This is a genomic window from Terrabacter ginsenosidimutans, assembly GCF_039539425.1.
Lineage (GTDB): Bacteria > Actinomycetota > Actinomycetes > Actinomycetales > Dermatophilaceae > Terrabacter > Terrabacter ginsenosidimutans.
Window position 1 is genome coordinate 314,738 of record NZ_BAABDC010000005.1, and the last position, 14,082, is coordinate 328,819.

At 69.4% G+C, this 14,082-nt stretch carries 11 protein-coding genes; 2 read left to right on the plus strand and 9 right to left on the minus strand.

The genetic code is table 11. From position 1 onward, the window contains the following. Positions 1-5 precede the first annotated feature (5 nt). The 9 genes from asnB to ABD831_RS16450 all read right to left on the minus strand — a co-directional run bounded on the left by asnB (position 6) and on the right by ABD831_RS16450 (position 11,646). Complete coding sequence (gene asnB, locus ABD831_RS16410; RefSeq protein WP_344948962.1) at positions 6-1,919, minus strand: asparagine synthase (glutamine-hydrolyzing); 1,914 nt, start codon at positions 1,917-1,919, stop codon at positions 6-8. A gap of 3 nt (positions 1,920-1,922) precedes the next feature. Then, positions 1,923-3,212, minus strand: a complete 1,290-nt coding sequence (locus tag ABD831_RS16415) for a glycosyltransferase family 4 protein (RefSeq protein ID WP_344948965.1) — start codon at positions 3,210-3,212, stop codon at positions 1,923-1,925. After that, complete coding sequence (locus ABD831_RS16420; protein ID WP_344948967.1) at positions 3,209-4,531, minus strand: nucleotide sugar dehydrogenase; 1,323 nt, start codon at positions 4,529-4,531, stop codon at positions 3,209-3,211. The genes ABD831_RS16415 and ABD831_RS16420 overlap by 4 nt, the downstream gene beginning before the upstream one ends. A 223-nt stretch (positions 4,532-4,754) precedes the next feature. Further along, on the minus strand, positions 4,755-6,323 hold the full coding sequence (locus ABD831_RS16425) for a lipopolysaccharide biosynthesis protein (RefSeq protein ID WP_344948970.1): 1,569 nt from the start codon (positions 6,321-6,323) through the stop codon (positions 4,755-4,757). Beyond that, the gene (locus ABD831_RS16430; RefSeq protein ID WP_344948973.1) at positions 6,313-7,428 is read right to left on the minus strand and encodes a DegT/DnrJ/EryC1/StrS family aminotransferase; all 1,116 of its coding nucleotides are present in this window, start codon (positions 7,426-7,428) and stop codon (positions 6,313-6,315) included. The genes ABD831_RS16425 and ABD831_RS16430 overlap by 11 nt, the downstream gene beginning before the upstream one ends. Next, positions 7,425-8,387, minus strand: coding sequence for an NAD-dependent epimerase/dehydratase family protein (locus ABD831_RS16435; protein WP_344948975.1), 963 nt, complete (start codon positions 8,385-8,387; stop codon positions 7,425-7,427). The genes ABD831_RS16430 and ABD831_RS16435 overlap by 4 nt, the downstream gene beginning before the upstream one ends. After that, entirely contained in the window at positions 8,384-9,442 is a 1,059-nt protein-coding gene (locus ABD831_RS16440) for a Gfo/Idh/MocA family protein (protein WP_344948978.1), read from the minus strand. Before ABD831_RS16440 ends, ABD831_RS16435 begins: the two co-directional genes overlap by 4 nt. A gap of 83 nt (positions 9,443-9,525) precedes the next feature. Continuing rightward, the gene (locus tag ABD831_RS16445) at positions 9,526-10,515 is read right to left on the minus strand and encodes a GHMP family kinase ATP-binding protein (RefSeq protein WP_344948980.1); all 990 of its coding nucleotides are present in this window, start codon (positions 10,513-10,515) and stop codon (positions 9,526-9,528) included. A 66-nt stretch (positions 10,516-10,581) separates the two neighbouring features. After that, positions 10,582-11,646, minus strand: coding sequence for a glycosyltransferase family 2 protein (locus ABD831_RS16450; RefSeq protein WP_344948983.1), 1,065 nt, complete (start codon positions 11,644-11,646; stop codon positions 10,582-10,584). A 342-nt stretch (positions 11,647-11,988) separates the two neighbouring features. Between ABD831_RS16450 and ABD831_RS16455 the strand changes: the two genes are divergently transcribed. After that, positions 11,989-12,981 (plus strand): hypothetical protein, encoded by a 993-nt coding sequence (locus ABD831_RS16455; protein WP_344948986.1) that lies wholly within the window; start codon positions 11,989-11,991, stop codon positions 12,979-12,981. After that, a complete protein-coding gene (locus tag ABD831_RS16460; RefSeq protein ID WP_344948988.1) occupies positions 12,971-13,954 on the plus strand; it encodes a methionyl-tRNA formyltransferase in 984 nt (327 codons plus the stop codon). The genes ABD831_RS16455 and ABD831_RS16460 overlap by 11 nt, the downstream gene beginning before the upstream one ends. Positions 13,955-14,082 lie beyond the last annotated feature (128 nt).

Here is a 14,082-nt window from a genome sequence, read left to right on the forward strand (position 1 = left end):
GTCTCTCATCCGGCGCCCACCCCCGCAGCCCGGGCGTTGCGGAACCACAGTTCCAGCGTGAGCAGGTGCCAGATCTGCTTGGCCTCGTCGCGGCGACCGGCGCGCTGGTCCTCGACGAGCCGGCGCAGCGGCTCCCGCTGCAGGAAGCCCGACTCCACCAGCCGGCCACCGATGAGCACGTCGTCGACCATCTCGCGCAGGTCAGTGGAGACCCAGGCGCGCAGCGGTGCCCCGAAGCTGGCCTTGGGTCGGTCCACGATGACGGGTGGGAGCCATTCGCGGGCTACGTCACGCAGCGCGGCCTTCTGCACCCGCCCGCGGATGCGGTCCGATGGAGGCAGCGAGAACGCGGCGGCGAAGACGGCCGGGTCCACGAAGGGCACGCGCACCTCGGTCGAGGCCGCCATGCTGGCCCGGTCGGTGTAGGTGAGGTTGAGGCCGGCCATGAACATCCGGGTGTCGGCGAGGCACATCCGGGCCACCACGTCGTCCAGCTGGTTGTCCTCGTAGACGGCCCGGTGCCGGTCGAGCACACCGTCGACCGCGCCGGCGAGGTCCGGGTCGACCAGTCCCACGAGCTCGTCCCGGTCATAGAGGGTGTAGCTGCGCCGGAACGCCTCCTGCTCGGGCATCCCCGCGAAGGTGACGAACCGTTGCGCCCACCTCACCGTGCGCAGGCCCCGGCCCGCGACGGAGACGGGGAGCGACTGCACGAGAGGCCTGACCAGTCCGGAGCGAAGCACCTCCGGCACGCGGCGGTAGCGAGCGGCCAGGAGCATCGCATAGTGCTTGCGGTACCCCCCGAACAGCTCGTCGGCGCCCATGCCGGAGAGCAGCACCTTCACACCCTGGCCACGCGCCGCCTCGCACATGAGCACCGTGTTGATCGCAGCCGGGTCGCCGATCGGCTCGTCGAGCACGTCGACGATGCGCGGCAGCATCTGCGCCACGTCAGGGTGCAGCTCGATCTCGTGCAGGCGCATCCCGAGCCGGTCGGCGAGCAGCCGTGCGTAGGGGGCGTCGTCCGGCATGGCCTCGAGTCGCTGGTCCTCGGGCCGGACCGCGATGGTGTACGCCTCGATGGAAGGGTCACGACGGTGGGCCAGCACTGCGATCAGGCTCGAGTCCAGGCCGCCGCTCAGGAAGCACGCGACCGGTACGTCGGAGACGAGGTGGGCCTCGACCGAGGTCGTGAGCACGTCCCGGAGGTCGGCCCGCGGTCCGCTCGCCGCCAGGACCGCCTCCTCGGCTGCGTGCCAGTAGGTGCCGGAGGTCATCGTGCCGTCGCGGTGGTACTGCGCCCAGGTCCCCGGGTCGAGCTTGCGCACCTGGTGGACGGCGTCGTACTCCTGCGGCAGCCAGTAGTAGAGGGCCGACGCCACCATGGCTGCGGAGTTGACGGTCAGCTCCGAGCCCACCGCGGCGAGGATCGCCTTGAGCTCGGACGCGAAGAGGATCCCCTCCCCCCGGGCCATGACGTACAGCGGCTTGATCCCCAGCGGATCACGCGCCAGCGACAGACTGCCGGTGCGCTCGTCGTGGATGGCGAAGGCGAACATGCCCCTGAGCCGCCGCAGTGACGCGGGCCCCCACGCCCGCCACGCCTCGAGGACGACCTCGGTGTCCGACCGTGTGACGAAACGGACCCCACGGCCCTGGAGCTCGCGGCGCAGCTGGTCGTGGTTGTAGATCTCGCCGTTGTAGGTCAGTGTCAGCCCACCCTTGGACAGCGGCTGGTCCGCCGCCTGTGACAGGTCGATGATCGAGAGCCGGCGATGCCCGAGCACGACGGCGCTGTCGGGGGCGACGAGCTCCAGCACCCCGCTCGCATCCGGACCACGATGGCCCAGACGATCCGTCATGGTCGTGACGACGACCTTCCCGTCCGGCTGCTGGAAGGCGCCGGCGATACCGCACATCGCTCAACCTCCCGAGGTCGCGGCGCGCAGGACGGGTTCCGGCTCGGCCGGAGCGCCCGTGACCGCGTGGTGACGGCCACCGAGGCCGACGAGCTCGTCGAACACGGCCCGGTACGCGACCTGTTGGTGGGACCACGCCAGGTGGTCCTCGACCCGCCGGCGACCCAGACGCCCCATCCGCTCCCGCGCCTCCGCGTCGTCGACGAGCTCGACGATGGTGCGCGCGTAGTCCTCGACGGAGTTGGGCGTGACGTAACGGGCCGCCTCCCCTGCCGAGACCTTCGTCTCACGGAGGTCGAAGGCCACGACAGGCACCTCGAAAGCCATGTACTCCATCGTCTTGTTCATGGTGCTCACCTCGTTCAACGGGTTGAGCGGGTCGGGGCACAGACCGATGTCAGCCGTGGACAGGACGTCGGCCATCACCTCGTCCGACACGCGACCGGGCATCTCGACGTAGTCACCCAGCCCGAGGCGGTCGCGGTCGGCCAGCAGCTGCGGACGCATGTCGCCCGATCCCATGAGGCAGAACGTGATGTCGCGCCGGCCCATGGAGTTGACGACGATGTCAGCGGCCTGGATGGCGATGTCGACGCCGTCCTGCGGCCCCATGACACCGAGGTAGGCCACGAGGTGTTGCCGCCCTCGACGCAGCTCGGGGCTGGGGGCCCGGCGCTTGAGCCGGTCCGGGTCCGGTCCGGTGCGCACCACCGTGACCTCCGCGGGAGCCTTGCCACCCCTCGCGACGGCGACGTCGGCATAGGACCGGTTCGTCGACGTGACGCGGTCGGCGGCGCGAAACGTCTGGCGTTCCAGGAAGAGCAGTCCACGAAGGAGCATGCGCGGCCCGTCAGGGAACCTGGACCGGAACAGCTCCGGGCACAGGTCGTGGTGGTCGAAGACGAAGCGGCTGCCGTCGCGCAGCCGCAGCCAGCGGGCCAGGGGCCAGAAGATGTCGGGCGGGTTGCATGCCTGGACGACGTCGAAGCGTCCGGCGCGCCGCTCCCTGAGGGCGAGTCGGGCGGTGGCCTGGAAGGACTGCGCGTACTCCGCGAGGTAGCTGACAGCCGAGCCGCCGGGCGCGTATGCGGGGTACGCGACGATGCGTACGCCGTCGACGACCTGCTCACGCTCCGTGCCCTCGCCGGTCGGACAGATGACGGTGACGTCGTAACCTGCCCGGGTCAGCGTCTGGCACTCGAGCCACACCCGACGGTCGAAGGGCACGGGCAGGTTCTGCACGATGATGAGGACGCGCGGCCGAGGGCGGCTCGCTGACGGACGTCTGCTCACCAGCTGACTCCCTCGTAGCCGGGCAGGTGCTCGACCTGGTCGCCGAGCCTCCCGCTCATGTCGAGAACGACCCGTGGCGGGTGGGCCAGCAGGGCCGACAGGACGCTGCGGTCCGTGGAGACCACGATGGCGATCTCCGCCGAGCTGAGCGCGTCGTCCGGCGTGGCCACGAGGAGCCGGTTGACGTGAGTGAGCCGACTCTGCAGGTGGCGCAGGTTGGCACCCACGAGCAGGTCGGGGTTGACGATGGGGTCGAAGATGCGGACCTCGAGCCCCTTGCCCACGAAGCGCTCCGCGAGCTCCAGGCTCGGGCTCTCGCGGACGTCGTCGGTGTCCGACTTGAAGCTGAGCCCGAGCAGGCACACGTGCGTCAGGCCGGTGGCAAGCACCCGGTCGACGACGTGCCTGATCACCAGCTCGTTGCTCACCGTGGTGGCGCTGATCATCGGGATGTCGACGGCTGCCAGACGGGCGAGGTCCTGCAGTGCCCGAAGATCCTTGGGCAGGCACGACCCCCCGAACGCGAAGCCGGGTCGCAGGTAGGCGGCTGACAGGTTGAGCTTGTCGTCCTCGCAGAAGATCTCCATCACCTGCCGCGAGTCCACCCCGAACTCGCAGAACAGCCGACCCACTTCGTTGGCGAACGTGATCTTGACGGCGTGGAAGGCGTTGCAGGCGTACTTGAGCGCCTCGGCCGTCGGCACGTCGACGTGGTGGATCTCCTGACCCAGGAAGGCGAAGAGCTCGGCGAGCGCCGTCTGCGTGCGCTCGTCCTCGGTCCCCACCACGACGAAGGGCGGGTCGTAGAAGTCGGCCACCCCGGAGCCCTCACGGAGGAACTCGGGGCACATCGCCGTGCCCACCGACCACCCGGCCGGCAGACCCTCCGGGGCGAACAACGGCGCCACCACCGACGCCCCCGTCCCCGGCGGCACGGTCGAGCGGATCACGACGGCGTGGTGCCCGGACGTCGGCGGGCGGGCACCGTCCATCGCCTCCCGCAGGTCCGTCAGGGCGCGGGTCAGGTAGCTCAGGTCGGTGCTCCCCCGCGAGGTGGAGGGCGTGCCGACACAGACCAGTGACACGTCAGCGCCGTCCAGCGCCGACCCGAAGTCGGTGGTCGCCCGCAGCCGACCGCTGGCGACGCCATCCGCGACGAGGTCGGCGATGCCCGGCTCCACCACCGGACTCAAGCCCCGCTGTATCCCGTGGACCTTCGACTCGTCCACGTCTATACCGACGACGTCGTGCCCTTTCGAGGCAAGTCCTGCAGCAGTGATGGTCCCGACATAACCGAGTCCGAGCACAGTGATTCGCATTAGCCCTCAACCCTCCCTCTGACCGGGAATTACCCCCTCCCCGGCGTGGTACTCCAAGTGTTAGCGGACCGAGGAGGCCGACGCGGAAGAATCGCAAATGTCTTGCACTGACGACTCTTTGAACTACCTGCAAAACGACGCCAAATGCGTTCTTGAGTAGCGAATTCCCATCAAAGGGAGATTCGACCGAAGTCGCACTCAATAGTGTCCAAATCGGATGCGGTCAGGACGACCCGGCGTCGGAGTCAGGATTCAGCCGAAAGAGCCGACCGAGACGGATGACATACCTGTCAGGCGCCGGAACGACTCCCAGGGCGTCACTGATGACGTGGCGTGCCAGGAGGCGCAGCAGACCGACGTAGACGACGAGAGTCAGTGCGGTCGACAGGACCAGAGCCGGCCACCGCTGGCTCTGCAGTGCGCCCAGCGCGGCGGCGCCCAGGACGGTCGAGGCTGCGGCGATGGGCAGGATCTGGACGAAGGGCCGGGCGGTCACAGAGACGCTCCACCCGTGCAGCCTCGCGACGAGCAGCCATCGGGCGACGGTGGCGAGGAAGGCGACGACGACGAACCCCACCGCGACACCGACAAGACCCCAGCGCACGGCCACCGCCGTCGTGGCCACCGTCGCGGCGTCGACGGCGACGGCGTATGTCAGCCAGGTGCCCGGTCGACCGAGAGCGTAGAAGAGCCCGTGGTCGAGCATCGCACCCAACGTGATGATGCCTGCGACTGCGAGCGCCTGGGTCGGGCCCACGCTCGCGCTCCACTTCTGCCCGAACACCAGGGGCACGAGCGCCGGTGCCGTGACGACGATGACGACCATCACCGGGGACACGACGGCGTACACGAGGCCCAAGGCCTTGAGGTAGGCGCTGCGCAGCCGGTCACCTGACTCGCGCACCTTCGCGAACACGGTCGTCGAGACCGGAACCATCGAGCCTGCGACGAGCTCCTGCGCGACGAGGACCAGCCGCTGGGCGATGTTCAGCAGGCCCAGCGCAGACGGGCCCAGCGCAACGCTGACGATCCAGCTCTCGACCACGGCCCTGACGGTTGCCATCACGTCGTAGCCGGTGACCCAGACTCCGAACACGACCATGCGTCGCAGGCGCAGCCTCGACACCTGCAGGGACGGCCGCCACCCGGACCCTCGCCATGCCAGCAGCGCGATCACCGACTGCGTCACGATGACCTGGTACACGAGGGCCCACACCCCGCCACCACGCAGGGCGAGCACCACCGCGACGATCTGGCCCAACAGGGCCGCCACGAGGCTCTGCAGGGCAACGGACCGGAAGTCCAGCCGGCGCCTCAGCAGCGCCAGCGGGACCCCGGCCAGCACGGTCGGGACCGCCGCCAGGACGAGGACGCGGAGCACCTGGGCCAGGTCGGGGCTCTGGAACGCTGACGCGAGAAGCGGCGCCGTGGCCACCAACCCCGCGGACAGCAGCACCGCCGCGGCGACCGACGTCCAGAACGCGGTGCTGAGGCTCTCCTGGTCGACGTCGTCCGCCTGGAGCAGGTACGTCGAGAAGCCGAGGTCAGAGAGCAGGTAGACCAGGGGGATCACCGCCATGGCTGCAGCGACCACGCCGAACTCGGCCGGAGACAGCTGACGCGTGAGCACCATCAGGGTCACGAAGCCGCTGGCCCGGACGGCCCACCTGTTGGCGGCGAGCCACAGGACGCCGGCGGCGGCCCGCCGCCCGAGCGCCTCCTCCGGCACCTGCTCGACCGCGCTCCCGCCGGTCGGCTCTCCGGCAGCTCCGGCCCTGCGGTCAGTCGCCACCGGAGGCCAGTGCGTCGCGCAGTGACTGCGCCACGCGCTCCTGCTGCCGCTGGGTGATGCCTGGGAAGATCGGAAGGGAGAGGAGCTCGTCCGCAGCGCGCTCACACACCGGCAGGCTCCCCGGGCCGTGCCCGTAGTCCCGCATCGCGGGCGTGAGGTGAAGGGGGACGGGGTAGTGCACGCTCGCACCCACGCCCTGCTCACGCATACGACCCAGCACCTCGTCGCGGGGGCTGGCGATGCGTACGACATAGAGGTGCCATACGGGCTCGTTGCCCGGCAGCACCACGGGCAGGCGCAACCCGGGCGTCCCCTCGAGCAGCCGCGCGTAGAGCGCGGCCGCCTCGCCACGTTCGGCGTTCCATTGGTGCAGCCGGCGCAGCTTCGCGCGCAGGACGACGGCTTGGATCGTGTCCAGCCGCGAGTTGAACCCGACGTGGGTGTGCTCGTACTTCGTCGCGCTGCCGTGGGCCCCCAAGAGGCGTACGCGTGTGGCCAGCTCCTCGTCGTCGGTCGTCACCGCGCCACCGTCGCCGTATGCGCCGAGGTTCTTTCCCGGGTAGAAGCTCGTCCCAGCGGCGACGCCGAACGAGCCGGCGCATCTTCCGTGCCGGGTCGCCCCCTGGGACTGGGCCGCGTCCTCGATCACGGCCACTCCACGTTCGGCCAGGGACGGCGGCAGCTGGTCGAACGGGGCGACCTGCCCGTAGAGGTCAACGGGGATGACGGCTCGGGTGCGTTCGGTGAGCGCCTCCTCCACGGCAGTCGGGTCCAGCAGCAGCGCAGCGTCGTCCACGTCGACGAGGACGGGCCGGGCGCCCGCCCTGATGACGGCCTCGGCGGTGGCGATGAAGGTGTTGGCCGGGAGGACGACCTCGTCACCGGGGCCCACGCCGACGGCGCGCAGTGCCATCTCGAGGGCGTCGGTGCCGTTGCCGACCCCGACGCACGCTCGTACGCCCACGAACTGGGAGTACTCCTGCTCGAAGGCTGCGACGGCCTTGCCGCCGATGAAGTCACCCGTGGACAGGACAGCGGCGAAGCCCGCCTCCACGTCGTCAGCGATCTGCTGGTGCTGTATCGACAGGTCGACGAGCGGGATCACGACCGTCCCCGTTCCGCGCGCCACCAGGCCACGAGCCGACCGAGACCCTCCGCCAGGGGCACCTCGGGACTCCAGCCGAGCCGACGTCTCGCTGCCTCGATGGAGGCGAGCCGGCGCGTCACGCCGTTGACGGCGCGCTCGGGACCGAACTCGACCGACAGGTCGGATCCCATGGTGTCGAGCAGCGCCTCGGCCAGGCCCCGCAGGCTCGTCTCGACGCCGCAGCCGATGTTGAAGACCGTGTCCGTGACGTCGGCCTCGGCGGCCAGCAGGTTGGCACGGGCGATGTCGGTCGTGAAGACGAAGTCCATGGTCTGCAGGCCGTCGCCGAGGATGATCGGCGGCTCGCCGGCCACGATGCGCTCCATCCACCGGATGAGTACCTCGGTGTAGAGCCCGTGCACGTCCATACGAGGCCCGTAGACGTTGAAGTAGCGCAGCGCCACGTAGTCGAGTCCGTGCATCGCGTGGAAGCTGCGCAGCATCCCCTCGTTGAAGACCTTGGCCGCGCCGTAGAACGTGTCGTTCGCCCAGGGCGCCGCGGACTCCGTCGTAGGGAACTCGTCGGCCAGCCCGTAGACCGATGCCGACGAGGCGGCGACCACCTTGCGTACCCCTGCTGCCACCGCGGCCTCGAGCACGTTGAAGGTGCCGTCCGCCAGGACCTCGAGCGCCAGGCGCGGCTCCTGGGCGCACTGGGTGATGCGGATGGCGGCCTGGTGGAAGACGAGATCGACACCTTCCGTCGCGTCGCCGACCACCCCGACGTCACGGATGTCGCCCTCGACCACCTGCACCCGTCCCGAGGTGAGGGCGTCGGCGAGGTTCTCCTTCCGCCCTCTCACGAAGTTGTCGAGGACCCGGATCTCGGCGGCCCCGGCCGCCACCAGCTGGTCGACGATCGTCGAGCCGATGGTGCCGGCGCCGCCGGTCACCAGGCAGACACTGTCCTTGATCACTCGTCCTCCCCCACGTTCTCTCCCACTGTCACGAAGGCACCATCGCGCCGGAGGCTCTTGGCTGCCGCCTCGAGCACGCGCATGACGCGCAACCCCGACCAGCCGTCGGTGACCGCCGTGCGGCCCTCGGTGATGCTGGCGACGAACTCCCCCACCATCGAGAGGAGCGCCTCCTGCTCGCGCAGGGCGGGCGCCACCATGTCGCCCGTCCGGTAGGAGATCCTCATCTGCTTCCGGTCGTCGGCAGCGAGCTGCTCCAGGCCCGTGCGCTCGACGCCACGGTCGTAGACGGCCAGCCGCTGGCTCGGATTCAGGTCGTCCCACACGACCGTCCGGTTCGAGCCGCCGATCACCATGGTGCGGATCTTCACCGGACTCAGCCAGTTGACGTGCACGTGGGCCATGGCCCCGGTCGACAGGCGCAGAGTCAGGTACGCGACACACGCCATCCCGTGACCAATCGGGTCGGCGCCGTGGGAGGCGACCGCCTCCACGCAGACACCGTCCGGGAGCAGGTAGTCGAGGATGGCGACGTCGTGGGGCGCCAGGTCCCACAGCACGTCGACGTCGGGCTGGACCAGTCCCAGGTTGATCCGGACCGAGTCGATGAACTGCACGTCCCCGACCTCGCCGCTGCTCACCATGCGCCTGAGCTCCTGGACCGCCGAGGTGTAGCAGTACGTGTGGTCGCACATCAGGACCAGGCCGCGTTCTTCAGCGGCATGGACGAGCTTCTCGCCGTCGGCCAGGGCAGACGTCAGCGGCTTCTCCACCAGGACGTGCTTGCCGGCGTCGAGAGCCGCCATCGCGAGCGGGAAGTGTGTGGCTGCGGGCGTTGCGATGGCGACGGCCTGCACCCGCGGGTCGTTCAGGATCGTGTCGAAGGAGTCCGTGGTCCCGACGGTCGAATAGGGCCCCAGGACGCGCTTGGCCCGATCCTCGTCGAGGTCGCAGAGCCAGTGAAGATTGAGCGACGGCGTGGCCATCGCATTCCGAACGAGGTTCGGCCCCCAATATCCTGCCCCCACGACCGCCATTCCAATTGATGCGGTCATGTCAAGCAGGTTAGGCGCGGGAAATGCGCCAGCAAGGGCGTTCCGGGAAATTGCCAGCGGCTCCGCCGACCAAGGTAAAGCAGTCAGCCCCAGATGTCCCGGTGCGCGTTGAATATGACCCGCGAACCGAATGGGTCGATCTTGATCGGTAATTCACGCATATGTCCAATTGCTTTTCGGACCGAGTTCTGGCGCTCGAGAGGACACACGACGAGCAGGAAGCCGCCGCCGCCGGCCCCCGTCACCTTGGCGCCCGACGCGCCCGCCTGCACGGCCTTCTCGACAGCGTCGTCGATGAAACTGTTGGACACGCCGCTGGCGAGCTCCCGCTTGGCCGCCCAGCTCTTGTTGAGCGCGGCACCCAGGGCATCGACATCTCCCTCTCGCAGGCCGTCCGCCGCCTCGCGCGCCAGCTCCCGCAGCTGGGCCAGCTGCGTCAGCCGGCTGCCGATGTTGGCCCGCTGCTCGCCCAGGATGGCACCTGCCTGGCGGGTGGTCCCGGTGTAGAAGAGCAGCAGCTCGTCCTGGATTCGGCGCCGACGGTCGGAGGACAGCTCCAGCCGGTTGACGGACACGCGGTCGCCCGTGCCGAACTCGATGTCGCACACGCCCCCGAAGGCCGCGGCGTACTGGTCCTGCTTGCCGATCGGCTTGCGGCAGCGGTCGATCTCGATCGTGCAGGCGCGGTCGGCCAGCTCCTCCGCGCTCACTTGGCGGCCCTGGTAGGCGAAGAGCGCGTGCAGCAGCCCCACCGTCACGGAGGAGGACGAACCGAGGCCCGACCCTGCTGACGGGATGTCGGCAAGAGTCGTGATCTCCACCCCTCGGCGCACGCCGGCCATGTGCATGGCCTCACGGACGAGCTCGTGCTGCAGGTCCTCGACCCGGGAGACGATCTCCTTCGTCGAGTAGTTGACGTAGATGTCGTCGTCGAACCGCTGTTTGACGACGACGTATACGTACTTGTCGATGGTGGCGTTGAGCACCCGGCCACCGTGCTCGCGGTAGTAGTCCGGCAGGTCGGTTCCCCCACCCACGAGCCCCACCCGCAACGGCGTCTGCGTGATGATCATGACCTGGTCCGCCCTTTCCTGTGTCAGGGAGGAGCCTCCAGCCGCTCCCTGGGGCACGTCGCCCGCTCATACGCCGCGGTGGTTCCACCGCCGCCGACGCAACCACCACTGCCCCTTCTGGTGAAGCAGGAACTGCACGTCCCCCGGGCCTAGCCTTCGACCCGAGGAGAGCGTCCGGTACAGGCGGACCTGTTCGACGGCGGGCCAGCAGTCGACGGCGAACTCGAGCAGCTCATCGATGTCCTGTTCAGGCTCGGGGACCCCGCCTCCCGTCAGGACCCGGCCGACCTCAGAGCCACGCAGTCGACCTCGACCAGAGACGCGCCCTGCTGCCCACAGCGCCTCACGAGCCAGCTGACGGTGCACCATGTCCGACAAGCGGTGCGTGTCAGCAATTCTGTCGCCATGGCGCTCGATGACCACCTCGAAGACGGAGCGCCGCTGGCGCAAGTCCATCAACTCCGTCACGTCCATACTCATGTTGTCTCCGTGGAGGCGGTAGTACGCCTGGTCGACGCCTCGCACGAAACCCACGTCGGCGTGGGCTGCCATTCGCATGAACAGCTCCATGTCAGCCGCCTTCGACAGCTGCGCGTCGTAGCCACCGACCTCACGGTGGAACGACGTGCGGACCACCGTTGTGGGGGTGCTGATCGGGTTCTCCGCCTGCCGGTAGCAATGCTCAAGCCACCGCTGTCCCGGCCAGACGTACCAGCCGCGAGATCTCGTACGGGCCATCGGCAACGGCACACCGTCGGGGACCCAGCATGCGTGGCCGTAGACGAAGCCGACTTCCGGATGTGCATCGAGCAGGTCTCTGGCTCGTCCCAGGGCTCCGGGGGTCGCGCGGTCGTCGGCCGACAGCAGCATGCAGTAGTCACCATCGGCCCATTCGAGCCCCTCATTGAAGGTGGCGATGTTGCCGCGGTTGAAGTCGTGTACGACGACCTCGACCTCGGGGCGACGTGAGGCGATCTCCTTGGCCACCGCAGCGCTGCCGTCCGGCGATGCATCGTCGATGATGAGCACACGGACGTCGACGCCCGGCTGGTCGTCGATGACGCTGCTCACCGCCGCCTCGAGGAAGTGGCCGTACCGGTAGCACGGGATGAACACGCTGACCGTGCTCATCGCGGCGTCACCGCCTCGCCTGACAGCGCTGTCATCCCGCCCACCCCCAGGTCGTCCGGATCGCCGTGTCCGCGACGTCCGTCCCCTTGGACGAGGCACGGTTCCCCACGTCGCAGCCGGCCGGTGACCTCGATTGAACACGACTCCTGCGGGGCTTGTCCGTGCTTCCGGAAAGGTCATGACAGCCGGCGCGGATGCGTCCGAGGACGCCGGCACCATTCAAGGATTCGGCGGACAGTCCGCAATGCCCGTGGCGAGAATGAGTCCCGAGAGACGAGGTGAGCGAGAATGACGGCTGCCGAGACGGCCCGTGCCCTGTCGCACTCTGCGACTGTCCCGGGCATGGAGGTGCGGAGGCTGGCCCGCCTTGCCAGGGAGTCCGTCGAGGACATGCGGATCCGCCTGGACGGTGCCGTCGTCGTGACCGAGGCCGCGACGGGTGCCTACGCCGTGACGCCGGTCATCGCCGCCCTGGCGGGCGCCGAGCACGTCTACGGCTTCACCCGCGCCACCCGGCACGGTTCCGTCGAGGAGGTGAGACGGCAGACCCGGGAGCTCGCCACGCAGGCCGGGGTGCTCGACCGCATCGAGGTGCGGACGGACCGGCCGTCGTCCGTCGTGGCGCACGCCGACGTCGTGACCAACAGCGGGCACGTGCGCCCGATCGACGGGGAGCTGCTGGCACTCATGCGGTCGACGGCCGTCGTCCCGTTGATGTTCGAGGCCTGGGAGATCCAGGCCGGTCGTTTCGACCTGGCACTGGACGACGCCCTGGACCGCGGCATCCGGGTCGCCGGCACGAACGAGCGCCATCCGCTGGTCGACGTCTTCTCGTACCTGGGGACTATGGCGCTCAAGCTGCTCTTCGATGCCGGGACGTCGGTGCGCAACACCCGTGTCCTGGTCCTGTGTGACAACCCGTTCGCCGCCTACCTCGAGTCCGGCCTCTCGGCTGCCGGAGCGGAGGTGCACTCGACGTCGTCCCTCGAGGGGCTGGGACGCGGTCTCGCCCCCGACTTCCTCCTCGTCTCGCGGACGCCGACGGGGTCGCCGGTCCTCACCGGCGCCGAGCTGGAGTGGGTCGCGCGCACCTGGCCGGACACGGTCGCTGTGCAGTTCTGGGGCGACCTCGACCGCGAGTCGATGGATGCGGTCGGGCTGCGCTACTGGCCGCCCTCCGCCCCGGCACCCGGGCACATGGCGGTCCTGCCGGACCAGCCGGGGCCGGAAGCCGTCGTCCGGCTGCAGGCGGGTGGCCTCAAGGTCGCCTCGGTGCTCCTGACCGCTCCAGCCGACCGGACGGCATTCGACGTGGAGTTCCTCGATGAGCTCTAGCCCGGCCGAGCCGCGCATCGTGCTGGTCGGCTTCGGGCCGACGACTCGACCAGCTCTGGACAGCCTGCTGTCGCGCTGGCAGGTGACGGCGCTCGTTCGCGAAGAGGACGACGAGGTCGCGGCACACGCCCGACGCCTTGGCGTCGCCGTGGAGCGGGTGGGGTCCCCGTCGCGCGTCGCTTCACTGGTGGAGCAGCACGCGCCCGACTGTGTGGTCGTCTCGTCGTACAACCGGATCCTGTCCGCCGACGTCCTGGACCTGTGTCCCTTCGTCAACGTCCACTACTCGCCCCTTCCGCGCTACCGCGGCCGCGCCAACGTCAACTGGGCGATCCTCAACCACGAGACACAGGCCGCCGTGACCGTCCACTCGATCGTGCCCGGGCTCGACTCGGGAGGTGTGCTCGCGCAGGCGTGCGTTCCCATCGGGCCTCGCGACACCGTCGGCACGCTCTACGCCCGGTTGAACGTCCTGCAGGGCGACATCCTGCCGGACGCGGTGGCCCGCCGGCTCGGGGGCGACCTCGGTGATCCGCAGGACGAGTCGGAGGCGACCTACGGCTGCACCCGGCTGCCGGCCGACGGGGAGATCGACTGGACGGCGACGACCGCCGACGTCGACGCGTTGGTCCGCGCACTGGGGCCTCCCTACCCCGACGCCTTCACGTACCTCGGCCTCGAGCAGGTCGGGGTCCTGGAGGCCCAACCGTCCCCGGGCGGCAAGGTGTTCGCCGGCCGCGTGGCCGGACGCGTCGTCGAGTGGTCGAGGTCCGAGGGCTGGAGCGATGTCCTCACGGGTGACGGCGTCCTGCGGATCCAGCGGGTTCGCGTCGCGGGCGAGACGAGGCCGGCCGCCGCCGTGTTGAACAGCTCCCGGCTCTCGTTGGGCCTCCGGAGCAGCGAGCTGATCGCCGAGATCGCGGAATTGCGCACACGTATCGCCACGCTGACCGCGGAGCGCACCCAGCTCTAGGTGTACTGACCGGGCACGTTGGTTGAGGGAATGCGACTTCGCGTTGTGAGCTGATGACATGGGAGGGCCTCCCGCGGTGGAGTGGAACTGCTCAAGGTTCACTTCGCCAAACAGGAGGCCCTCATGTC

Coding starts and splice junctions, on each gene's coding strand:
- ABD831_RS16440 (WP_344948978.1), bottom strand. CDS start 9,442: ATGACCGCATCAATTGGAATGGCGGTCGTGGGGGCAGGATATTGGGGG.
- ABD831_RS16460 (WP_344948988.1), top strand. CDS start 12,971: ATGAGCTCTAGCCCGGCCGAGCCGCGCATCGTGCTGGTCGGCTTCGGG.
- ABD831_RS16455 (WP_344948986.1), top strand. CDS start 11,989: ATGGAGGTGCGGAGGCTGGCCCGCCTTGCCAGGGAGTCCGTCGAGGAC.
- ABD831_RS16420 (WP_344948967.1), bottom strand. CDS start 4,531: ATGCGAATCACTGTGCTCGGACTCGGTTATGTCGGGACCATCACTGCT.
- ABD831_RS16445 (WP_344948980.1), bottom strand. CDS start 10,515: ATGATCATCACGCAGACGCCGTTGCGGGTGGGGCTCGTGGGTGGGGGA.
- asnB (WP_344948962.1), bottom strand. CDS start 1,919: ATGTGCGGTATCGCCGGCGCCTTCCAGCAGCCGGACGGGAAGGTCGTC.
- ABD831_RS16450 (WP_344948983.1), bottom strand. CDS start 11,646: ATGAGCACGGTCAGCGTGTTCATCCCGTGCTACCGGTACGGCCACTTC.